We start from the raw sequence: 21,014 nt of genomic DNA, 5'->3' as shown, positions 1-21,014 counted from the left end.
TGACCCCGGCGCCTCACCACATTCCCATCGTGCAGTGCCAACTTGAAAACAGCGAGGCCCCGCACGGCGGGGCCTCGTTTTTATGGCTGTTTGGGGATCAGATAGGGGGCGAATTGGGGGGTGAATCTGGCTTCGAATCCCTGCTCTGTCTTGACGATAAGGTAGACTGCCAGTTGATGTTCCCTGGCGAAGGCCATCGCCTGCTCGGGCCCCATCACCATGAGCGCCGTGTCGAGGGCGTCGGCTTCCAGTGCGGTCGGGGTGATCACGCTGGCGGAGACCAGCTTGTGGGTCACAGGTGCGCCCGTGGCGGGATCTATGATGTGGGAGTAGCGCTGGCCATCGAGCTCGTAATAGTTGCGATAACTGCCGGCGGTGCTGAGCGCCATGCCGTTCGGGCTCACCACGTCCGAGAAGGCCCCCGGTTGATCGGACGGCTCGACTATGGCCACCCGCCAGGGGTTGCCCTTGCCGTTGTTGCCCTTGCTGCGCACGGCACCGGCCACTTCGATCAGGTAGTTGTGTACCCCCTTGCTCTCGAGCAGGCCGGCTATCTCGTCCGAGGCGGCCCCCTCACCCAGGGTGGAGAGATCGAGGTAGAGCGCCGGGATTGCCTTGCCGAGCAGGAAGTGATCCCCCTCCGGCGTCAGGCTCAGCTTGTCTATGCCTACCTTGAGGCGGGCTGCGGCAATTTGCCCGGCATCTGGCCGCTTGAGCGGGCGCTTGTCCGGGCCGAATCCCCACAGGTTGACCAGCGGCCCCACTGTGACGTCCAGCTTGCCCTGGGTGAGGTGCCCGGCATCCATGCCCTGCTGCACTATCCTGGCCATGGCCGCCGGAATGACAGTGGGCTGCTTGCCCGTGCTCTGATTGAAGCGGGAGATGAGGGAATTCGGATCGTAGGTGGAGATCTCGTGATTCATGCGCGCCAGCAGGGAATCGACCTCCTGTTGCAGCGCAGGTTCGCCCCCCGGGAAGGGATCGCTCACAGTCACCACATAATAGGTACCCATGGTCTTGCCCTGAATGCGGGTCTGGGTCGGTGCTGGCTGGCAGGCGGTCAGCGCCAGTACCAGGGTCAGCAGGAGGCCGCGCAGGGCCAATACCGGGGGAAACGACATAAGCAATATCTCTATCTTGAACAGGGCCTGGTGCCATGGGCCGCCAGCTTAGCCAAGCGGCTGGCGGCTGGCGAGTGGCCGTGTGGAAAATGGCGGGAGAAAATTAAACAGGGGTGGGCCGGGAGAGGGGTTGATGCGTATCCATTCAGGTTCAGCGTCTGTTGTGAACAAGGTCAATCTGGTGACCTGACCCGCAGCTTTGCACTAAAGCCATAGCCGATTGACTACATTTGAGTAGAATAAGGTCGATTTTGACAGCATCTTTGCCAGTCCGGCGCCAGCCTGCAGGCAATCGTGTTGCCATCTATTGCCAATCAAAGGAGAGGATGATGAAAAAGGCGATTACCCTGCTGTTTCTGAGTACCCTGGCTGCCCCGGCTCTGGCCGATGAGTGCGCGTTGGTCATCGAAGGCAATGATGCCATGCAGTACAACCTCAAAGAGATGAGCGTACCTGCCACCTGCAAAGAGGTGACTGTGACCCTCAATCACACCGGCAAGATGCCGGTGACCGCCATGGGCCACAACTGGGCGCTGGCGAATACCGCCGACTATCAGGCCGTGGCCACCGCAGGCATGAGTGCCGGTGCCGACAATAACTACCTGCCCAAGGATGATCCGCGCGTGCTGGCCCACACCAAGCTGGTGGGCGGTGGCGAGAGCACCAGCGTCACCTTCAAGACCGATGGTCTGGCCGGCAAAGACCTCACCTTCTTCTGCTCCTTCCCCGGCCACTTCGCCATGATGAAGGGCACCTTCAAGATCGGTTAAGCCGCTTGTCGGGTGGTCATGAAGAAAAAAGCCGGGCTGCCCCGGCTTTTTTTATGATGCGGATACCTGGTGTCGATCGCGCGGTGCAGAGGAGCCAAGCGATTGAATGAATGGTGCATTTCGTGATCTGGCGAGGAGTGGTCGCGTCCTGGACGGGATAGAATAGGCCGCAAGCGGGGCCTGTTGCCCCAGACTCAGAATGGATGTGGGTGATGAGAGCAGTCAAATGGGTGGTCAGCTGTTGCCTGCTGCTGGTGTGCGCCCTGGCGCTGGCGGCAGAGCCCCCGGTCAAGAAGAGCAGGAGCGGCATCTGCCACCCCCAGGGCGGCACCTACTACAGCCGCACCAAGCATTATGTTCCCTACGACAGCATGCAGGCCTGTCTCGACAGCGGGGGCCGCGCCCCCAAGCGCTGATCTAAGAGGTCAGAGCCAAAGTGCAAATTCTGCCAAGTCATAGCATTTGATATTTTTGGTGGTGTATTTGGCTGATTCAGATTTTAACCATTCGAAGGCGGCCTTTTTATGGCCTTGGCCTTCGATTAAAATAATGACATTTGGTTCGGGGGCTTTATACGCACTTTGTAAAAAGAAAGGAAATTTGCGGTCAACAGAGCCGGAGACTTGTTGTTGATGAGGCTCTATTCGAGTTAATCCATCAACTGGGTGGTTAATTACAAAAGCACTTATGGCTTTAAGTCCATAGAGATCTTCATAAGGCACTCTAGACTTGAATGTTTTGTGTGTCGATAGATGATTATCTTCAACATATTGAAATTCTTCTAGAATATCTCTCATTCTTTTCTGAAGTTGTTGATTGCTTTTTTCTTCTTCAGTGGTGAGTTCAGGTGGTGTTTCAAACCCATCAAATGTGTATTGCATAGGATCTCTCATCACAAAAACATAGAGAGATCCATATTACTCCACCATTAATAAGATTCAATATGGTGGAGTGTTTTTTGACCATGGCCCCAAAGGTTAAATTTATTAAATAATTGATTGTAAGGTAAAGAAGGCGATGGCCGTTTTCTTCTGGCACTCCAGTCTTATGCTCTCTTCCCCCGTGACCACCAGCGTCTCGTTGACCGCGACGGCTTGGCCCTCAACGTCGAGCTGGCCGCTCAGCAGGTGGCAGAGGTAGGTCTTGTCTGTATCCAGACTGAGGCTAAGCGGGAAGGGCAGATTGAGCACCCGCACGTTGGCGCCGATGCGTGCGGGATCGTAGATGAGCCCCAGATCCGTCACCTCTTTTTTCAGCAGCTCGCAGTGGGTCTCATCGTCTCCGCTGAAGTGGGCCGCCTCTAAGGTGGCATAGGGGTGGCCATTGAGCACGAAGCCGGCGCCGCTGATGGGCAGCAGGATGCGTTGATAGCCGGGAAATTTGGAGAAGGGGCCGGCGCCCTTGATGGGGGCCGAGCTCAGCCGGTAGTCAAAGTCGAGCTTGTCCAGGGTGGCGCCCTTGGGGGCGATGAGGATCTGGGCTGTGGTGCCCTGCTTGTTCTTCCAGGGCATCTTCAGCTGGTCAGACTCTTTAATCAGGGTGATCACTATGGCGCCTCGGCAGTGGAGTGAGAGAAGGGGCAATGAGGCCAAGTGATACCATCCCCCAGGCCGGCTCACAAGGCGGTGGCGCTTCGCGTTTGTCCGGTTGGCCACTATTTAGGCGCATTGGCCCGTCTGCCACCCGACCTGCTCAAAATGCCGCCACTCGACGGGGCCGGGTAGGGTGAAACCCTCAGGCTGTGATCCCTGCGCTGTTAAACGGGCGGGAGGTCGCTACACTGGCAACTCTCTTGCTGTCTGGAGGCCCCATGGCCCACAAAATCATTCTGGATACGGATCCCGGTATCGACGATGCCATGGCAATACTGTTTGCCGAGGCGCACCCCGCCATCGAGCTGCTCGCCATCACCACTGTGTTTGGCAATGCCACCATAGACAACGGCACCCGCAACGCGCTCTGGCTCAAGCAGAAATATGGCATGAAGGCGGACGTGGCCAAGGGAGCCGTGGCCCCGCTGCGCCGCGAGCCGGTGGGGCCGACCACGGTCGTGCACGGCCCGAGCGGGCTGGGGGACGTGGAGGCGGGGGAGGTGACCATCACGGCGGATCCCAGACCCGCCTGGCAATATATCGTCGAGGCGGTGAAGGCCGCGCCTGGCGAGATCACCCTGGTCACCATAGGACCGCTCACCAACCTGGCGCTGGCACTGCAGGAGGCGCCGGAGATCACCAGCCTGGTGAAGCAGGTGGTGGTGATGGGGGGCGCCTTTGGCATCAACGGCCATCGCGGCAACGTGACCCCCTATGCCGAGGCCAACATTCACGACGATCCCGATGCCGCCGACCGGGTGTTTACCGCCGACTGGCCCGTGGTGATCATAGGGCTGGACGTGACCCAGCAGAGTTTCTTCAGCAGTGCCTATCTGGATGCGCTGCGCGATGACGCGGGCGAGCCGGGCCGCTTCCTGTGGGATGTGAGCCGCTTCTATCTGCGCTTCTACTCGGAGCGCATCGGTCTGGATGGCTGCCACGTGCACGATCCCTCCGCCATCGCCTACGTGATAGATCCGACCCTGTTCACCCTGCGGGAAGGGCCGGTGCGGGTCATCAACGAGGGTCCGGCCATCGGCCATACCCTGCAAAAATTCGATGGCAAGTCCCATCCCCACGACGGCTGGGCCGACTATCGTGCCCAGCAGGTCGGGGTGGCGGTGCGGGATCAGGCCTTGCTGGCACTCTATCGCGAGACGCTGGTGGCCTGGGGCAAGGATTGCTGAGTGGCGCCCAAATGACGCTGCGGCTGTGATCCCCGCCAAACAATCGGGGGCCATGGCGGCTTATACTGGCAGCCATGGCGCGACCGGGAGGGCACGAGATGGCCTGATCTGCGCGCGGATATCGAGTCGTTAGGAGGGAAATAGATGGCCTGGTTATCCTTGTTGGTGGCGATTGCCCTGATCTGGTGGTTGATGAAGCTGGGACGGGGCGCCCTGTTCGAGATCCGGCTTGCGCCGGGCAAGCTGGTGGTCAAACGGGGCAAGCTGCCTCCCGCATTCATTGAGCATGCCAAGCAGATACTGCGCCACGAGACGGTGCGGGGCCGCATTCTGGGTCAGCGTGACGGAGACGGCGTCAAGCTGGTCTTCTCCCGCTCCATCCCCGAGCCGGTGGCCCAGCGTTTTCGCAACATCTTCCCCTATGCCGATTACCGCCAGCCGGCGGCGCCCCTGCCGGGGTCAAAACCGCGCAAGGGTTGACGCCGCGCTCGCACACAACAAACGGGCCTCCACTGGAGGCCCGTTTTTTTATGGCAGAGGTGGTGCGGCGCAGGCTTATTCGTGCAGCGCGCGCTGGGCCTTGACGGTGGCCGGCTTGATGGCCACCCCTTCATTGCCCCAGGAGGCGCGCAATGTGTTGACCAGCCCGGCCACCTGTTCGTCGTTGAGGGTCCAGCCATAACCCGGCATGCGGTAGCCGATATGACCCTGGGTAATGGGGGTCTCGGCGCCGTACAGCAGCACGTTGAGCAGGCTGGCTGGATCGTCGGCCAGCACTGTCTGGTTGCCCACCAGAGATGGAATCACTCCATCATTGCCCTGACCGTTGACGCCGTGGCAGGTGGAGCAGTACATGGCATAGTCCGCCTTGCCGCCCGCATTGGCGTAGGCCCGGTTGCCCTGGGCTGGCGGCGTATGGTCTCCGATCTCGATAAGATAGGTGGCTATGCTGGCCAGATCCGCATCGCTGAAGTACTGGCTGCTGTGAGTGATCACTTCCGCCATGGGGCCGGAGACGGCCTGATGCTGGCTGCGACCGGTTTTCAGCAGATCGATCAGCGCCTGCTTGTCGTAGCGGGTGCCGCGGATGTCGGGGGCATACCAGCCATCCAGGGTGGCGCCGCTCAGATAGAGGGGGTCCGCCTCGGTCAGCGCCTTCTCCTGCATGCCGAGTCCGCGCGGGGTGTGGCAACTGCCGCAGTGACCGGCACCCTGCACCAGATAGGCGCCGCGATTCCACTGCTCGCTCTTGCCCGCCACCGGGGTGAAGCGGCTGTCATCGTGATAGACCCAGTTCCAGCCCATCAGCGGCCAGCGCATGTTGAGCGGCCAGGGGATGTCGCTCTCCTTGTTGGCCACCGCCAGCGGCTGCACCTCCTTCATCAGATGCTGGTAGAGATCCCCGAGATCTGTGTCGCTCATCTTGGCGTAGGCGGTGTAGGGCATGGCCGGATAGAGCCGATGACCATCCCGGGCCACCCCTTCGCGCATCACCTTGATGAACTCCGGCAGGCTGTAGTTGCCGATGCCGTGGCTCTTGTCGGGGGTGATGTTGGTGGAAAAGACTGTGCCGATCGGGGTCGGGAAGCCCTTGCCGCCAGCCAGCGGCTGGCTGGTTTCGCTGGTGTGGCAGGCGGCGCAATCCCCCAGCTTGGCCACGTATTCCCCCGCCGACATGGCAGGCGTTGCCTGTGCAGCCAGGGCGGGCAGGGCCAGCAGCAGGGCGCTGGCGGTCAGTGACAGGGCGCTGTTCATTGGGCACCTCCTTTCTGCATGGCGACCAGCTCGTTGACCGCGCGCCAGGCCTGATCGATGGCGGAGTGGGCGTAGGGGCTCCAGTCCGAGTCGGAGTTGGCTATGGTGATGTTGCCTATGGGCTGACGACCCAGCTCAATCCATTTTTCGCACTGGGCCTCGTCATCGAACAGGGTGTTGGTGATGTAGGAGTAGCCGTGGGACCAGCGGTTGACCGTGATGGCGAGGATATCCTGCTCATGGTTGAAACCGGCACTGCCCAGCATCCCCTGCAACTGCTCGCGGATCATCTGCTCGTGCTGCTCGAACGGCATGCCGAGGATCATGGCGCGCCCCTTGCGGGACTGCTCGCGGGACGAGAGGCCGCTGCCCGGCAGGGTCGGCACATAGACCATGTGCAGGCACATGGGCTGATCCGGGCTCTTGGGATGCTCGTAGCCGCCGAGGTTGACCGGGTAGTCCAGCTTGACCCGGCTGTAGGGGGCCGCCGGTGAATAGACCTCATGCACGCCGAGCTTGACGAAGGCGTGCCAGTTCTTGATCACCACCTTGGTGTAGACCAGCGGCGCCTTGGCGTTCTGGCGCAGCGCCTCCTTCTGGGGCTCTGGCAGCTCGGGCACCATGTAGGGGATCATCATGTTGTAACCGGCCATGACGGACTGTTTGGCCCGCACTCTATGCAGTTTCCCTTCCTTGATGTAGGTGACATCCACCGCCGACTTGCCATCGGCGAGGCGGACGTTTTTGGCCTGCAGCGCCGTGCTGCCAAGGCGCAGTTGCACCTTGTGCTCCGGCAGGTCGAGCTTGCCGTAGTCAAACTTGGCCAGCACCACGTCCTGCATGGTGTGGCCGGGGGCCACCTGCGGAATGAGCTTGCGCACCATCAAGCGGGTCAGCCCGGCGTTGCCGTCCGGGAAGTGGAAGATGTAAGGATCGTCCAGCTCCGCCTGCTCCTCGGCATCGAGGGGAGTGAGATCCAGCCCGTCGAAGCCCGGCAGGGCACAGAGGCGCGCATCGGCGCAGGCGGTGGCGTCTATGCCGACCGCCTGGAAGTCGTTGGTGCGCTGCTGGAAGTAAGTGATCGCCCGCTCGCTGAGCCCCACCTTGTCGCGCAGGAAGCTGGTGTAGCTGTTGCGGGTCATCCAGAGGTCTTTCTCCTCCCGGCTCATGCCGCTCAGGTAGTCGATCTTCTCTTCGTGCAGGGCCAGCAGGGCCGCACGGTCGCTCTCGTCGAGCGGGAAGTCACCGATGAACTGTGCCAGCGGGCGGCCGTTCAAGCGATCGCGGGGGATGTCGTCGGCCACGTTGTGGCCCGGATCGCCGCTCACCACCTTGTTGACGCCAAAGTGCTGCTCGTCGAAGTAGACGCCGCGGCTGAGCCCCAGATCCGGGTAGAAGGTCTGCTGGAAGCCCTTGGCCAGCTCGTCGATGTTGACTTCGAGCGCCTTGAGCAGCCCGAGCGCAATGGGGCTGTAGACGGAGCGCGGCGATTGCAGGGATTCGCTGCCGCCGTAGCCCAGCCGCAGCCCATCGGGGGTGGTGAACTCGTTGCGCTTGGCGTGGCCGCCAAAATCGTCGTGGTTGTCGAGCAGCAGGATCTTTTTGTCCGCGCCGAGCAATTGCTGATAGAAGCAGGCGGCCGCCAGGCCGCTGATGCCGGCACCGACGATCACCAGATCGTACTCCCCCTCGAGGGGGACATTGGCGAAGTCATACTGCTTGCCGTCGCGGGCTATGCTGTGGGCCGGCTCGAAGGAGCCCGGATGGTTGCCGCGCAGGCCGGTGAGGGCGGGCGGATAGGCCAGCGTCTTGTCGGCCAGCGCGTTGCCGCCTTGCGCCGCTTGCAGCAGATTGATGGGGGCGACACCGGCCGCAATCGCTATGGCTACGCCGTTGAGAAAGTCTCTGCGTGTGATACTCATGGCAATCCCTGTTGTATGAAGAGTCAAATGGGAAATGGGATAGGGTTGAATTCGTGACTGGCTTGGTAACGAAGGGGCGCAACCTAACGCCATATCCGGATGGAGTCCATGGCTTTGATAATAACTTATTAAACAAAATGATGAGTCCTGTGATGGATCCGGCCCCTGGAAATGCATGCAATATGCATCTTTGCGGACTATGGCCCCATCAAATCCATGGAATTAATTAGAGTTTAATTTGATTAATTATGGTCCGGATTGAGTTCCACTAAATGATCTGTCTGTTCGGCGGCGGCGCCGAAAATAGCGTCGATATTTTATACAAATAGCAACGAGCGGGGCGATTTAACCCTGCCAAATATAGGGTGAAGCAGCTATCTGTCTATTCAATCAACAACAATTGGATGAAATATGGTCGGTTAATGATTAATTTGTGATTTGCGGGATTTGATAAATGCCTTGCCGTCAAGGCATTAACATGCTTCACAGGGAAATCCCAAACCGCACACAAGTTCGGGATTAATTTTTCATGTTGTTCACATCCCCCCCCGATGCAATAGAATGATGCGTTTTTATTACAACTTTACGCCTTGCGAAGATGAGGAAACGGCATGAGACCTGATGTAAAAAGGGGCTTGGGCGCCTTGCTGTTGCTCGCGACAACCGGCTTGCTCAGTGGTTGCGACATGGCTCTAATGAGCCCCAAAGGGCAGATTGGTCTGGAACAGAAATCACTGATATTAACGGCCATCGGGCTGATGTTAATTGTAGTGATCCCTGTGATTATTATGGCAGTGGTATTCTCTCGTAAATACAGAGCATCCAATACCAATGCCAAATACACCCCGGATTGGTCTCACTCCAACAAGATTGAAGCGGTCGTCTGGACTGTACCCGTCATTATTGTCGCCATCCTGGCGGTCATTACCTGGAAAACATCCCACTCGCTGGATCCTTATAAACCGCTGGAATCGGACGTCAAACCGATCCAGGTCGATGTTATTTCCCTCGACTGGAAGTGGTTGTTCGTCTATCCGGAACTGGGTATCGCCTCGGTCAATGAACTGGCCTTCCCGGTCAATACCCCGGTCAATTTCCGGGTGACCTCCGACACTGTGATGAACTCCTTCTTCATTCCCCAGCTGGGCGGTCAGATCTACGCCATGGCGGGCATGCAGACCAAGTTGCATCTCATCGCCAACGAGGCGGGCCAGTACAAGGGGATCTCCGGCAGTTACAGCGGCGCCGGTTTCTCCGGCATGAAGTTCCAGGCCATCGCCACGCGGGATCAGGCCGACTTCGATGCCTGGGTCGCCAAGGTGAAACAGTCACCCAAGATGCTCGCCACCATGGCCGAGTTCGAGGCCCTGGCCAAGCAGAGCCAGAACAATCCGGTGGAGTATTTCGCCAGTGCCGACCCGGCCCTGTTCGTCAACGTGATCAACAAGTTCATGGGTGACATGAAACCGGGTGAGCACCAGGGCATGGCCCACGAAGGTGCCATGCAGCATGGCGACACCCTGGATCATCAAGCAATGGACCATGACGAGATGACCCATGATGCACAAATGGATCATGCCGGGCATATGGCCATGCCGATGGATGACAAGAGTGTGAAAGCAGGATCCGAGGAATAATTGATGTTTGGAAAATTAACGCTCGACGCTGTCCCGTACCATGAACCCATTATCATGGTCACGATAGCCGCTATCTTATTGGGCGGGCTGGCCATCGCCGGGCTGATCACCTATTTCGGCAAGTGGCAGTATCTGTGGCAAGAGTGGTTCACCTCTGTGGATCACAAGCGTCTCGGTATCATGTATCTCATCCTGGGCATGATCATGCTGCTGCGCGGCTTTGCCGATGCGGTCATGATGCGTACCCAGCAGGTGATGGCCTCGGCCGGTGGCGAAGGCATATTGCCGCCCCACCACTACGACCAGATCTTCACCGCCCACGGCGTCATCATGATCTTCTTCGTGGCCATGCCACTGGTGATCGGCCTGATGAACATAGTGGTGCCGCTGCAGATCGGCGCCCGTGACGTCGCCTTCCCCTTCCTCAACAACCTGAGCTTCTGGTTTACCGCCGCCGCCGTGGTGCTGATCAACGTCTCCCTCGGGGTCGGTGAATTTGCCCAGACCGGCTGGCTGGCCTATCCGCCCTTGTCGGGCAAGGAGTTCAGTCCCGGAGTCGGGGTCGATTACTGGATCTGGAGTCTGCAGATCTCGGGATTGGGCACCCTGCTGACCGGCGTGAACTTCTTTGCCACCATCATCCGGATGCGTGCCCCTGGCATGACAATGATGCGGTTGCCGGTGTTCACCTGGACCGCGCTGTGCGCCAACATACTGATCATCGCCTCCTTCCCGATCCTGACCGTCACCATAGCCCTGCTCACCGCAGACCGTTACCTGGGTACCCATTTCTTTACCAATGACATGGGTGGCAACATGATGATGTACATCAACCTGATCTGGGCCTGGGGTCACCCCGAGGTGTATATCCTGGTGCTGCCGGTGTTCGGGATCTTCTCCGAAGTGGTGGCGACCTTCTGCAAGAAGAAGCTGTTCGGCTACACCTCCCTGGTGTGGGCGACCATCGCCATTACCGTGCTCTCTTTCGTGGTCTGGCTGCACCACTTCTTCACCATGGGATCGGGCGCCAACGTGAATGCCTTCTTCGGCATCACCACCATGATCATCTCGATCCCGACCGGGGTGAAGATCTTCAACTGGCTGTTCACCATGTACCGCGGTCGCATCGAGTTCACTTCGCCCATGTTGTGGACCGTCGGCTTCATCATCACCTTCACCGTGGGTGGCATGACGGGGGTACTGCTCTCAGTGCCGGCCGCCAACTTCGTGCTGCACAACAGCCTGTTCCTGATCGCCCACTTCCACAACGTCATCATCGGCGGCGTGGTGTTCGGTTGCTTCGCCGGTATCACCTACTGGTTCCCCAAAGCGTTCGGCTTCAAGCTGGATGAGGTCTGGGGCAAGCGTGCCTTCTGGTTCTGGATCACAGGTTTCTTCGTGGCCTTCATGCCGCTCTACGTGCTGGGCTTCATGGGCATGACCCGTCGGGTCAGCCAGAACATAGATCCCGAGTTCCACGGCTGGTTGGTAGTCGCTGCCTGCGGTGCCGGCCTGATCGCCATCGGCGTCCTGTGCCAAGTTATCCAGGTGGTGGTCAGTATTCGTGACCGCGAGAAGAACCGCGATCTGACTGGCGATCCCTGGGGTGGCCGTACCCTGGAGTGGTCGACCTCTTCCCCGCCGCCCTTCTACAACTTCGCCATCGAGCCGAAGATCACAGGTCTGGATGCCTTCTGGGAAGCCAAGCAAGACGGTTCTGCCTTCCTGCGCCCGGCCCAGTACGCTCCCATCCACATGCCGAAAAACTCGGGTGCCGGTGTCATCATCGCCGCCTTCAGCGTGGTGTTCGGCTTTGCCATGATCTGGCACATCTGGTGGATGGCCATCGCCGGCTTCGTCGGCATGATAGCCACCTGGATCGTCCACAGCTTCAATGAGGACGTGGATTACTACGTGCAGGTTGACGAAATCGAGCGCATCGAAGGTCAGCATTTCGACAATATCAACAAGGTGGCTTAATTCCATGGCGACTGACGTTCTACATCACACTCACGGCGCCCATGACGATCATGGGCACCATGATGCCGGTGCCACCAAGGTGTTCGGTTTCTGGATCTACCTGATGAGTGACTGCATCCTGTTTGCGACCCTGTTCGCAACCTATGCAGTCCTGGTCAACGGCACCGCCGGCGGCCCGAGCGGCAAGGACATCTTCGAACTGCCGTTCGTGTTCGCCGAAACCATGCTGCTGCTGCTGAGCTCCATCACCTTCGGGTTCGGCATGCTGGCCATGAACAAGAACAAGGTTTCCGCGGTCAATACCTGGCTGCTGGTCACCTTTCTGCTTGGCGCCGGTTTCATCGCCATGGAGATCTACGAGTTCCACCACCTGATCGCCGAGGGCTTCGGCCCGCAGCGCAGTGGTTTCCTCTCCGCCTTCTTCACCCTGGTCGGTACCCACGGGATCCACGTGACCAGTGGCCTGGTCTGGATCATCGTGATGATGGTGCTGATCAGCAAGAAGGGGCTGACCGAGCGCAACCGTACTCGCCTGATGTGCCTGAGCCTGTTCTGGCACTTCCTGGACGTGGTGTGGATCTGCGTCTTCACCGTGGTCTATCTGATGGGGGTCATGTAATGAGTCATTCCGTTGACAATCACGGCGCGAGCCACGGCAGCGTCAAGTCCTATATGACCGGCTTCGTGCTGTCACTCATCCTGACCGCGATCCCCTTCTGGATGGTGATGGATGGCTCTGCCTCCCACGCCATGGTGCTGGGCACAGTGGTGGCCATGGCGGTGGTACAGATCTTCGTGCATCTGATCTACTTCCTGCACATGAACACCTCGTCAGAGGAGCGCTGGAACCTGGTGGCACTGGTGTTTACCGTGCTCATCATCGCCATCGTGGTCGTGGGTTCCCTGTGGATCATGTACAACCTCAACATCAACATGATGGTTCACTGAGCGGCTTGATGTGATGATGAAGCAATACCTGCAAGTGACCAAGCCGGGCATCATCTTCGGTAACCTCATCTCGGTTATCGGGGGATTCCTGCTGGCCTCCAAGGGGAGCCTGGACGTGCCCCTGTTCATCCTGACCATGGTGGGTGTCTCCCTGGTGGTGGCCTCCGGTTGTGTGTTCAACAACTACATCGACCGGGACATCGACTGCATCATGGAGCGCACCAAGAACCGCGCCCTGGTGAAGGGGCTGATCGCCCCCGGTGTGTCGCTCTGGTATGCGAGCGCGCTGGGCGTTGCGGGCATTGCACTGCTCTACTTTGCAGCCAATCCGTTGGCCGCCTTGCTGGCAGTGCTGGGCTTCCTGGTCTATGTAGGGGTCTACAGCCTCTACATGAAGCGTCACTCCGTCTATGGCACCCTGGTCGGCAGCCTCTCCGGCGCCGCGCCACCCGTCATCGGTTACTGCGCCGTGAGCGGTCAGTTCGACTCGGGCGCCTTGATCCTGCTGGCGATCTTCAGCCTGTGGCAGATGCCGCACTCCTATGCGATTGCCATCTTCCGCTTCAAGGATTACCAGGCCGCCAACATACCCGTGTTGCCGGTGGTGAAGGGGATTGTCGTGGCCAAACACCACATCACCCTCTACATACTGGCCTTCATGGTGCCGACCCTGATGCTGTTCCTCGGCGGTTACGCCGGCTACAAGTATCTGATCGTGGCCACTGCGGTCAGCGTCTGGTGGCTGGGGATGGCGCTGTCGGGTTACAAGCAGGCGGTCGATGACTCCCTCTGGGCCCGCAAGCTGTTCATGTTCTCCATCGTTACCATTACCTGTCTGAGCGTGATGATGTCGGTGGACTTCCAGCCGGATGCGACGCCGGTATTGGTGAGCATGCTGCCGTGATCCTGACGCGGCATGTTCTCCCTCGTCGTCATCATCTTCACTTGCCTGAGCGTGATGATGTCGGTGGACTTCCAGCCGGATGCAACTCCCGTGCTGGTGAGCATGCTGCCCTGATAGTGTGAACTGCACCCCTAAATGCATGAAATCCAGAGCCGGGAACCTTCCCGGCTCTGTTATTATGGAGCCGCCCTGCGGGGCACTTTTCCCGTTGTTCGGGTGTGGCGCGCCTTGTGTCATCCACCCCTTGCGTCTCCCTTCTCTTTGACCTATCGAGGCCATCATGAATGATTTCACCATGACGAGGGGCGAGCGCCGCGCGACCTGGGCGCTCGGCTCCGTCTTCTCCCTGCGCATGCTCGGCATGTTTATGGTGCTGCCGGTGCTGACCACCTATGGCATGTCTCTGGCGGGCGCCTCCGAAGCCCTGATCGGCCTTGCCATCGGCATCTACGGCATGACCCAGGCGTTGTTCCAGATCCCGTTCGGCCTGCTCTCCGATCGCATCGGCAGAAAGCCGCTCATCGTCGGCGGCCTGCTGATGTTTGCGCTGGGCAGCGTGATCGCGGCGCTGACCCACTCCATCTGGGGCGTCATCCTCGGTCGCGCCCTGCAGGGCAGTGGCGCCATCTCGGCCGCCGTCATGGCGCTGCTCTCGGATCTCACCCGCGAGCAGAACCGCACCAAGGCGATGGCCTTCATCGGGGTGAGCTTTGGCATCACCTTCGCCATCGCCATGGTGACGGGCCCCCTCATCACCCACGCGCTGGGGCTGTCCGGCCTGTTCTGGCTCATCGCCCTGCTGGCGCTGGGGGGCATAGCCATCACCCTCTGGCTGGTGCCGACCCCGAGTGGTCACCTGCTCAATCGCGAGTCCAGCATGGTCAGGGGCGGGATGCGCACCGTGCTCACCAACCCGCGCCTGCTCAAACTCAACCTCGGCATCCTCTGCGTGCACACCCTGCTGATGTCGAGCTTCGTGGCGCTGCCGCCGCTGCTGGAGCAGGCCGGTCTGCCCCGTGACAGCCAGTGGCAGGCCTATCTGGTCACCATGCTGGTCGCCTTTGTCAGCGTGGTGCCCTTCATCATCTATGCCGAAAAACGCCGCCAGATGAAACGGGTATTCCAGGCTTGCGTGCTGGTGATGCTCATCGCCGAAGTGGTGCTGTGGCAGGCCGGGTTGCAGCTGTGGGGCCTGCTTGCCGGGCTGCAGCTCTTCTTCATCGGCTTCAACGTGATGGAGGCGCTGTTGCCGTCGCTCATCAGCAAGGAGTCGCCACCGGGTTACAAGGGCACCGCCATGGGGGTCTACTCCACCAGCCAGTTCATCGGGGTGGCCATAGGCGGCAGCCTGGGTGGTTTGCTCTACAGCCTGGGCGGCGGCGTGCTGGTGTTTGGCAGTTGTGCCCTGCTGGCCCTGGCCTGGCTGGGGGTCAGCCTCACCATGCAGGAGCCCCCCTATGTGAGCAGCCTGCGCATAGTGCTGCCGGCAGGGGTCGAGGCGAGCGCGGCGCTGGAGCAGAAGATCCGCGCCTGTGACGGGGTGAGCGATGTGCTGCTGGCGCCAGCCGAGCATTCGCTCTATGTGAAGGTGGACAGCAAGCGCCTCACGCGCAGCGATCTGGAGCGGCTGGTCGCCGTCTGACGGCGTCTGCCAGCATGCAAAAGCCCGCCAATTTGGCGGGCTTTTTGTTGGGTTGGGTTCAGTCGGCCAGGCAGGGCTGCTCGGCGGGCAGGCTCGTGGCGTCGCCCAGCAGCAGGGTGCTGAGGGCCTCTCTGGCGCACTGTGAGGAGTGCAGCTGGCCGTGCCGGTTGCTCTGCTCCACCCGCACCAGACGGGCGGCGCTGCCAAAGGCGGCCTGCATCTGGCGGGCACCGGCGAAGGGCGTATTGGGATCGTACTCGGCGCCGAGCACCAGGGCCCTGGCATCATCCGGGAGCCTTATCTCGCCGGCGCCGTAGGTGGTGATGGGCTGGCGCGGGTAAGGCCAGTCGGCGCAGGTGTTGAAGCTCTTGGCCAGCAGCAGGGCGCCGGCCCCCTGGAAGGCGGCATCTTCCGGGTCCAGCGCCTGCCAGCCATAGGGCTCGCTGTTGTCGGTGCAGTGGATGGCGCTGAAGAAGGGCATTTCCAGCAGATCCTGGTAGGGGGTCTCGTCGGCCTGCTCCTTGGCGAGGCGGGTCAGCAGGGGGCCTGCATCATCCTGCTGCCAGAAGGCGAGCTGATCATAGTGCTGGCTGCCGCTGATGGCATCGCTCATCACAGCTTCCCAGTGGGCGCGGTCGAGCACATTGCCCATGTTGTCCACATAGCGGCCGCTGTCGCGCACCTGGCGGGTCACCGCCATGCTGCGCTGCAGCGCCTCGGCCCCGAAGCGCCATGCAAGGATGCGATTGGCATTCTCGGCATCGCCGCGGAAGATGGCCGGGTAGCGGCTCTCGGCAGGGGACATCGGCGAGTCGACCACCAGGTTGGCCACGTGGCTCGGGTAGCGGGCGGCATAGAGGGCGGCGAGGCGGGTGCCGTAGGAGAAGGTGATGGGGGTGATGCGGTCGTGCCCCAGATGCTGGCGCAGTCGCTCCATGTCCTCGACCACGGCCCGCGAGCCCAGGTGCGGCGCATGCAGCTTCAACGGCTCGTCGCAGCGCTCCCGCAGCGCAGTGCCGAAGGCCTTGCCCTGATCGTCACCGCTCTCGAGCGCCGGCAGGGCGCCCTTGTCCCGGCTGGCAAAGATCTGGGCGAGCTGCGCCGGGGTCATGTCCGGCCGGATGCCGCTCTTGTCCGTCAGCAGGCAACTGCGCAGTTCATGCCCGAGCGCGCTGTAACCGGCCCCGCGGGGATCCAGGGTGACTATGTCGTAGTGCGCCAGGATGGCGGGGTTGGCACTGCGCAACATGTCGAGCAGGATACCCAGATCCGGGGTGGCCGAGGTGGGGCCGCCCGGGTTGTAGAAGAGGGTGCCGCGATAGTCACCGGTGGCGCGATAGTGCACATAGAAGAGGTCTATGGTGTCCCCCTTGACCGTGCGGGTCTCCTGTTTGATCTCGCCCCGGATGGGGTTGTCTGACCAGGAGGAAGTCGAGAAGCGGCTTGTGTTGCCAGAGAGGAAAGTGGTAGCCGGGGCGGGGGCAGGGCGTTTCTCCCATTTGGTCTGCTTGATCTGGACCCACTCCTTGTCGTAATCGAGCGGCACCGTCAGGTAGTGGCAACTGACCTGGCTGGCGGGCACGGCGACGCCATCCTCCTGCCACCCCTGCCGCAATTGGCGGCAGATGTTGCCCGTGTCATAAGCGGCGGTGATATGCCGGGCCTTGAAGGGAGCTTCCTCTTTCTTTTCCAGATCGCAGCCCGCCAGCAGGGCCGGCGCCAGCAAAGATATCATCAGCGTGTATTTCATTTTTTTGTTTCCATCATATTGCCTGAACCCGGGCATGTTACGTGATGGACTCAAAAAAATAGCAGTGGGTAATTGTATGGAAATATTTCAATGTATGTCGGTGAAAATAATTCGGCGTCATTAACTGGGTTGTTTGAAAATAATGGCCCGCATAGCGCCCCGTTATTTTTATCGGGATCAATAAATGTCGCTAAACAGGCCATGTGGCATGAAGGGAGTGCCGGTTATACCCGCGTGCTCACCAGGCCCGCCAGAAGGGTTTGTCTCCCAGTATGGTGGCCCTGTGCATCACCCGCCGGGCAGGCAGATAGTCGGCGTTGGCATAGTGCTGGGTGACCCGGTTGTCCCAGATGGCGATGTCGTTCTCCTGCCAGCGCCAGCGCACCTGATACTCGGGTTTGGTGATGTGGGCGAACAGGAAGGCAAGCAGCGCCTCGCTCTCCCGCGCAAGCAGATCGGGCAGGCGGGTGGTGAAGCCTTCGTTGACGAACAGCGCCTGGCGGCCGCTCAGGGGATGGGTGCGGACCACAGGGTGGCGCAGGGGCGGGTGGCGGGCCGCCGCCTCCTGCCAGCGTCCATATTCCGCCGGGCTGCCGTTGTGGCGATGGGCCGGGAACGACTTGCTGAAGTCGTGCTCGGCTTCCAGTCCCGCCAGCAGCTGTTGCAGCCTGGGGGAGAGCCCCTCGAAGGCGGCGATGCCGCTGGCCCACAGGGTGTCACCGCCGACCGGCGGCAACTGCTTGGCGGCCAGGATGGCCAGCGCCGGTGGCGTCTCTATGAAGGTCACATCGGTATGCCAGTTGTCATTGTCCGGCGGATTCTCGTGGTGGGTGTCGAGCACTATGATCTCTTCGGCCTCGGGCGCATGGGGATAGACGGGGTGGATGTGCAGATCGCCGAAGCGGTTGGCCAGCGCCCGCTGAGCCAGGGGGGTGATGGGCTGATCCCGAAAGAACAGCACCTGATGGATCAACAGGGCCTGATGGAGCTGCTCGAAGTGGATCTCGTTCAAGGGTCCGGCCAGACGGATGCCGCTGACTTCGGCGCCGATATGGGGGCCAAGGGGGGTGATGTGCAGGGTATTGCTCATAGTCCTTCTCCATGCCACGGCGTCAGGCGACGCTGCAGCGCACGTAAACCAAGTTCCAGAATGAAGGCGATCAGGGCGATCACCAGAATGCCCGCCAGCACCACGTCGGTGGCGAGAAACTCGCCGGCGGCTTGCACCATGAAGCCCACGCCGCGGGTGGCGGCGATGAGCTCGGCCGCCACCAGGGTGGACCAGCCGACCCCGAGCCCGATGCGCAGCCCGGTCAAGATTTCCGGCAGGGCGCCGGGCAGGATGACGTGCCACAACACCTGCCAGCGGGTGGCGCCCAGTGCCCGGGCGGCCCGCAGCCGCACCTGCTGGGCGCTCTGTACCCCCGCCAGGGTTGCCATGGCGACCGGCGCGAAGATGGCGAGATAGATGAGCAGTACCTTGGAGGTCTCGCCTATGCCAAACCAGATCACCATGAGCGGCAGATAGGCGAGCGGCGGTACCGGTCGGTAGAGCTCGATCAGCGGATCCAGCATGCCGCGCACCGTGGGGCTCAGACCCATGGCAATCCCCACAGTCACCCCGCACAGGGCCGCCGCCGTCAGCGCGATCAGGATGCGCTGCAGGCTGGCCGCGAGGTGTTGCCACAGGGTGGCATCCATGAAGCCCTGCGGCCCGGCTATGGTGATGAACTGGTGCAGCACCTGCTCGGGGGGCGGCAAAAACAGCGGGCTTATCAGCCCGAGCCGGGCCACCAGCCACCAGAGGGCCAGCAGGGCGGTCAGGCTAAGCAGGCTCAAGCCAAGCCTGCGTGGCAGGGGCCAGCGCAGGCGCACCTTGGCGGGGACCGCCGAGGAGGAGAGGGCGGCCGTCATGCAAACACCTCCCGCTCGGCGAAGACCCGGCCCAGCACATACTCGCGCCGCTCGATGAAGGCCGGATCCGACTTGATGCTGCGGCACGACTCACCGGCGGCGAAGCGGCGGCCAAAATCCAGGGTCAGCCGCTCTGTGATCCGGCCCGGGGCGGGGGAGAGCAGTACCAGCTCGGTGGCCATGAATACCGCCTCCTCTATGTCGTGGGTGATGAGCAGTACCTGGCGACGCTGCTCGTGCCACAGGCGCAGCAGCAGGGTCTGCATCTGCTCGCGAGTGAAGGCATCGAGGGCGCCGAAGGGTTCGTCGAGCAGCAGCAGTTGCGGCTGGGTGGCAAGGGCGCGGGCTATGCCGACCCGCTGGCGCTGGCCGCCGGAGAGCTGCCAGATGGGCTTGGCGTGGGCCTCCTCCAGCCCTACCTTGCGCAGCATGGCCCGCGCCCTGGCCTCGCGCTCGGGGCGGGGCAGGCCGGCCAGCTGCAGCCCGAAGGCCACGTTGTCCAGCATGTTGCGCCAGGGCAGCAGCCCCTCGTGCTGGAACACCACACCCCGCTCGGCGCCGGGGCCGGTCACCGGCCTGCCCTGCAGGCTGATCTGGCCCTGATGATGGGTGAGAAAGCCCGCGATCAGGTTGAGCAGGGTGGTCTTGCCACAGCCGGAAGGGCCGAGTACCACCATCAGCTCCCCCGCTTCCAGCGTCAGGTTGATGTTGTCGAGCACCCGTCTGCCGTCGTAGTCGGCGCAAAGGTGAGTGAGTTGCAGCATGGCGGCCTCCTGGTCATTTGGGGTCGTTCAGCGGGCCTGGGCCTTGACGAAACGGTCGGTCACGTACTGGCTGTAATCGCTGCCGGCGGTCTGCACCTTGCCCTGCTCCTTGAGGAAGCGGGCCGTGTCCACTATGGTCCGGTTCACCAGCGCGGCGAGCTCGTCGCTCTGCTTGCGGGCAGTCAGGTAGGTGTTGCCTTTGACCAGCCCGGGTACCTCTGCTGCGGGTACGCCGCTCAGCTTTGCCAGCTTGGCGAGGTTGTCCGGCTGTGCCAGCCAGCCTGCCGGGTTTTCCAGATAGCCGCGCTGGGCCGCCAGGGTACTGTTGACGAAGGCCTGCACCACCTCGGGGTGAGCCTTGGCGAACTCCTTGCGCACTACCCATACATCGAGCGTGGGGGCGCCCCATTCACCCACCTGGGCCGAGTCGGTCAGTATCTTGCCCTCCCTGGTCAGTTCATTGAGGGCCGGTGCCCAGACGTAGGCGCCATCTATGTCACCCCGTTGCCAGGCGGCTATGATGGCCGGTGGCTGCAGATTCACTATCTGCAGGCTGGCCGGATCCAGGCCCCAGTGTCTGAGGGCGGCCAGCAGGCTGTAGTGGGTGGTGGAGGTAAAAGGCACGGCGATGCGTTTGCCGGTCAGTGCCTGGGGGGAGGAGAGATCCGGTTTCACCACCAGCGCCTCCGAGTTGCCGAGCCTGGAGGCGAGCAGGAACACCTCTATGGGCACCTGCTGGCTGGCGGCCACCGCCAGCGGGCTGGAGCCTATGTTGCCTATCTGCACGTCGCCGGAGGCGAGCGCCCGCACCACGCTGGCGCCACTGTCAAACTTGAGCCACTTCACCTCGGCACCGCTGTCGCGGGCAAAGGTGTTGTCGGCCTGGGCCACCTTGGCCGGCTCGGCGGAGGTCTGATAGGCCACCGTCACCTCGACGGCGTTGGCCTGCAAACTGATGATGGCGAGGGCCGCCAGCCAGAGGGAATATCCTTTTCCTGTCATGGTACTGCTCCGTATCGGGGTAATGGAGCCGCAGTATTTCCATTTATCCGGGCGACAATGAAAGAATAAAAATATATGGGTGATGAGTTATGGTTCTTAGAAAAAGAACGGTAACGCAATGCGGTT

20 protein-coding genes are annotated in these 21,014 nt (G+C 61.2%); 10 read left to right on the top strand and 10 right to left on the bottom strand.

Annotated features, from left to right (window positions below; all coding sequences use genetic code 11):
- Nucleotides 1-80 precede the first annotated feature (80 nt).
- On the bottom strand, nt 81-1,121 hold the full coding sequence (locus AACQ95_RS08920) for an FAD:protein FMN transferase (RefSeq protein ID WP_241278371.1): 1,041 nt from the start codon (nt 1,119-1,121) through the stop codon (nt 81-83).
- A gap of 329 nt (nt 1,122-1,450) precedes the next feature.
- On the opposite strand from AACQ95_RS08920, the gene azu reads away from it, so the two are divergent.
- Both azu and AACQ95_RS08910 read left to right on the top strand, forming a co-directional pair.
- Nucleotides 1,451-1,891, top strand: coding sequence for an azurin (azu, locus tag AACQ95_RS08915; RefSeq protein ID WP_042871224.1), 441 nt, complete (start codon nt 1,451-1,453; stop codon nt 1,889-1,891).
- 212 nt (nt 1,892-2,103) lie between these two features.
- On the top strand, nt 2,104-2,307 hold the full coding sequence (locus tag AACQ95_RS08910) for a hypothetical protein (RefSeq protein WP_043556742.1): 204 nt from the start codon (nt 2,104-2,106) through the stop codon (nt 2,305-2,307).
- A gap of 9 nt (nt 2,308-2,316) precedes the next feature.
- Here AACQ95_RS08910 and AACQ95_RS08905 read toward each other — a convergent pair whose 3' ends face one another.
- Entirely contained in the window at nt 2,317-2,772 is a 456-nt protein-coding gene (locus tag AACQ95_RS08905; RefSeq protein ID WP_241278370.1) for a PD-(D/E)XK nuclease superfamily protein, read from the bottom strand.
- 105 nt (nt 2,773-2,877) lie between these two features.
- A complete protein-coding gene (locus AACQ95_RS08900) occupies nt 2,878-3,438 on the bottom strand; it encodes a HutD family protein (protein ID WP_241278369.1) in 561 nt (186 codons plus the stop codon).
- A gap of 263 nt (nt 3,439-3,701) precedes the next feature.
- On the opposite strand from AACQ95_RS08900, the gene AACQ95_RS08895 reads away from it, so the two are divergent.
- Together AACQ95_RS08895 and AACQ95_RS08890 are read left to right on the top strand one after the other, a co-directional pair.
- Entirely contained in the window at nt 3,702-4,670 is a 969-nt protein-coding gene (locus AACQ95_RS08895; RefSeq protein WP_241278368.1) for a nucleoside hydrolase, read from the top strand.
- Between the two features lie 144 nt (nt 4,671-4,814).
- Nucleotides 4,815-5,150 (top strand): DUF3634 family protein, encoded by a 336-nt coding sequence (locus tag AACQ95_RS08890; protein WP_241278367.1) that lies wholly within the window; start codon nt 4,815-4,817, stop codon nt 5,148-5,150.
- Nucleotides 5,151-5,225: 75 nt separating this feature from the next.
- Here AACQ95_RS08890 and AACQ95_RS08885 read toward each other — a convergent pair whose 3' ends face one another.
- Nucleotides 5,226-6,425: a c-type cytochrome gene (locus tag AACQ95_RS08885; protein WP_241278366.1), complete on the bottom strand. Its 1,200-nt coding sequence runs from the start codon at nt 6,423-6,425 to the stop codon at nt 5,226-5,228.
- On the bottom strand, nt 6,422-8,347 hold the full coding sequence (locus tag AACQ95_RS08880; protein ID WP_241278365.1) for an NAD(P)-binding protein: 1,926 nt from the start codon (nt 8,345-8,347) through the stop codon (nt 6,422-6,424). Before AACQ95_RS08880 ends, AACQ95_RS08885 begins: the two co-directional genes overlap by 4 nt.
- A gap of 611 nt (nt 8,348-8,958) precedes the next feature.
- On the opposite strand from AACQ95_RS08880, the gene cyoA reads away from it, so the two are divergent.
- The 6 genes from cyoA to AACQ95_RS08850 all read left to right on the top strand — a co-directional run bounded on the left by cyoA (nt 8,959) and on the right by AACQ95_RS08850 (nt 15,458).
- Nucleotides 8,959-9,984, top strand: coding sequence for a cytochrome o ubiquinol oxidase subunit II (cyoA, locus tag AACQ95_RS08875; RefSeq protein WP_084214134.1), 1,026 nt, complete (start codon nt 8,959-8,961; stop codon nt 9,982-9,984).
- 3 nt (nt 9,985-9,987) lie between these two features.
- The gene (gene cyoB / locus AACQ95_RS08870; protein WP_241278364.1) at nt 9,988-11,964 is read left to right on the top strand and encodes a cytochrome o ubiquinol oxidase subunit I; all 1,977 of its coding nucleotides are present in this window, start codon (nt 9,988-9,990) and stop codon (nt 11,962-11,964) included.
- Between the two features lie 4 nt (nt 11,965-11,968).
- Entirely contained in the window at nt 11,969-12,583 is a 615-nt protein-coding gene (locus AACQ95_RS08865; RefSeq protein ID WP_042871241.1) for a cytochrome o ubiquinol oxidase subunit III, read from the top strand.
- Nucleotides 12,583-12,912, top strand: a complete 330-nt coding sequence (locus AACQ95_RS08860; protein WP_025327639.1) for a cytochrome o ubiquinol oxidase subunit IV — start codon at nt 12,583-12,585, stop codon at nt 12,910-12,912. The genes AACQ95_RS08865 and AACQ95_RS08860 overlap by 1 nt, the downstream gene beginning before the upstream one ends.
- A 10-nt stretch (nt 12,913-12,922) precedes the next feature.
- Nucleotides 12,923-13,816, top strand: a complete 894-nt coding sequence (cyoE, locus tag AACQ95_RS08855) for a heme o synthase (protein ID WP_043134248.1) — start codon at nt 12,923-12,925, stop codon at nt 13,814-13,816.
- Nucleotides 13,817-14,096: 280 nt separating this feature from the next.
- Nucleotides 14,097-15,458 (top strand): MFS transporter, encoded by a 1,362-nt coding sequence (locus AACQ95_RS08850; RefSeq protein ID WP_241278363.1) that lies wholly within the window; start codon nt 14,097-14,099, stop codon nt 15,456-15,458.
- Between the two features lie 58 nt (nt 15,459-15,516).
- Here the strand turns inward: AACQ95_RS08850 and AACQ95_RS08845 are convergent, their stop codons facing one another.
- From AACQ95_RS08845 to tauA, 5 genes are all read right to left on the bottom strand, one after another.
- A complete protein-coding gene (locus AACQ95_RS08845) occupies nt 15,517-17,208 on the bottom strand; it encodes an alpha/beta hydrolase (protein ID WP_241278362.1) in 1,692 nt (563 codons plus the stop codon).
- A gap of 238 nt (nt 17,209-17,446) precedes the next feature.
- Nucleotides 17,447-18,298, bottom strand: a complete 852-nt coding sequence (gene tauD / locus AACQ95_RS08840; protein ID WP_241278361.1) for a taurine dioxygenase — start codon at nt 18,296-18,298, stop codon at nt 17,447-17,449.
- Nucleotides 18,295-19,122 carry a taurine ABC transporter permease TauC gene (gene tauC, locus AACQ95_RS08835; protein ID WP_241278360.1) on the bottom strand — a complete coding sequence of 276 codons (828 nt, stop codon included), beginning with the start codon at nt 19,120-19,122 and terminating at the stop codon, nt 18,295-18,297. Before tauC ends, tauD begins: the two co-directional genes overlap by 4 nt.
- Nucleotides 19,119-19,886, bottom strand: a complete 768-nt coding sequence (gene tauB / locus AACQ95_RS08830; protein WP_241278359.1) for a taurine ABC transporter ATP-binding subunit — start codon at nt 19,884-19,886, stop codon at nt 19,119-19,121. The genes tauC and tauB overlap by 4 nt, the downstream gene beginning before the upstream one ends.
- 27 nt (nt 19,887-19,913) lie before the next feature.
- Complete coding sequence (gene tauA / locus AACQ95_RS08825; protein ID WP_241278358.1) at nt 19,914-20,888, bottom strand: taurine ABC transporter substrate-binding protein; 975 nt, start codon at nt 20,886-20,888, stop codon at nt 19,914-19,916.
- Between the last annotated feature and the right edge of the window lie 126 nt (nt 20,889-21,014).

Source organism: Aeromonas sp. MR19 (genome assembly GCF_963899305.1).
Lineage (GTDB): Bacteria > Pseudomonadota > Gammaproteobacteria > Enterobacterales > Aeromonadaceae > Aeromonas > Aeromonas bestiarum.
The sequence above is the reverse complement of the archived record's forward strand: the minus strand, read 5'-3'. Positions and strand labels throughout refer to the sequence as shown.

Excerpts from the sequence above, each read along its gene's own strand:
- tauC (WP_241278360.1), bottom strand. The coding sequence starts at position 19,122 with ATGACGGCCGCCCTCTCCTCCTCGGCGGTCCCCGCCAAGGTGCGCCTG.
- AACQ95_RS08850 (WP_241278363.1), top strand. The coding sequence starts at position 14,097 with ATGAATGATTTCACCATGACGAGGGGCGAGCGCCGCGCGACCTGGGCG.
- AACQ95_RS08860 (WP_025327639.1), top strand. The coding sequence starts at position 12,583 with ATGAGTCATTCCGTTGACAATCACGGCGCGAGCCACGGCAGCGTCAAG.
- cyoA (WP_084214134.1), top strand. The coding sequence starts at position 8,959 with ATGAGACCTGATGTAAAAAGGGGCTTGGGCGCCTTGCTGTTGCTCGCG.
- AACQ95_RS08910 (WP_043556742.1), top strand. The coding sequence starts at position 2,104 with ATGAGAGCAGTCAAATGGGTGGTCAGCTGTTGCCTGCTGCTGGTGTGC.
- AACQ95_RS08880 (WP_241278365.1), bottom strand. The coding sequence starts at position 8,347 with ATGAGTATCACACGCAGAGACTTTCTCAACGGCGTAGCCATAGCGATT.
- AACQ95_RS08920 (WP_241278371.1), bottom strand. The coding sequence starts at position 1,121 with ATGTCGTTTCCCCCGGTATTGGCCCTGCGCGGCCTCCTGCTGACCCTG.
- tauA (WP_241278358.1), bottom strand. The coding sequence starts at position 20,888 with ATGACAGGAAAAGGATATTCCCTCTGGCTGGCGGCCCTCGCCATCATC.
- AACQ95_RS08845 (WP_241278362.1), bottom strand. The coding sequence starts at position 17,208 with ATGAAATACACGCTGATGATATCTTTGCTGGCGCCGGCCCTGCTGGCG.
- AACQ95_RS08885 (WP_241278366.1), bottom strand. The coding sequence starts at position 6,425 with ATGAACAGCGCCCTGTCACTGACCGCCAGCGCCCTGCTGCTGGCCCTG.
- azu (WP_042871224.1), top strand. The coding sequence starts at position 1,451 with ATGAAAAAGGCGATTACCCTGCTGTTTCTGAGTACCCTGGCTGCCCCG.
- tauD (WP_241278361.1), bottom strand. The coding sequence starts at position 18,298 with ATGAGCAATACCCTGCACATCACCCCCCTTGGCCCCCATATCGGCGCC.
- AACQ95_RS08865 (WP_042871241.1), top strand. The coding sequence starts at position 11,969 with ATGGCGACTGACGTTCTACATCACACTCACGGCGCCCATGACGATCAT.
- AACQ95_RS08905 (WP_241278370.1), bottom strand. The coding sequence starts at position 2,772 with ATGCAATACACATTTGATGGGTTTGAAACACCACCTGAACTCACCACT.
- AACQ95_RS08895 (WP_241278368.1), top strand. The coding sequence starts at position 3,702 with ATGGCCCACAAAATCATTCTGGATACGGATCCCGGTATCGACGATGCC.
- cyoB (WP_241278364.1), top strand. The coding sequence starts at position 9,988 with ATGTTTGGAAAATTAACGCTCGACGCTGTCCCGTACCATGAACCCATT.
- AACQ95_RS08890 (WP_241278367.1), top strand. The coding sequence starts at position 4,815 with ATGGCCTGGTTATCCTTGTTGGTGGCGATTGCCCTGATCTGGTGGTTG.
- tauB (WP_241278359.1), bottom strand. The coding sequence starts at position 19,886 with ATGCTGCAACTCACTCACCTTTGCGCCGACTACGACGGCAGACGGGTG.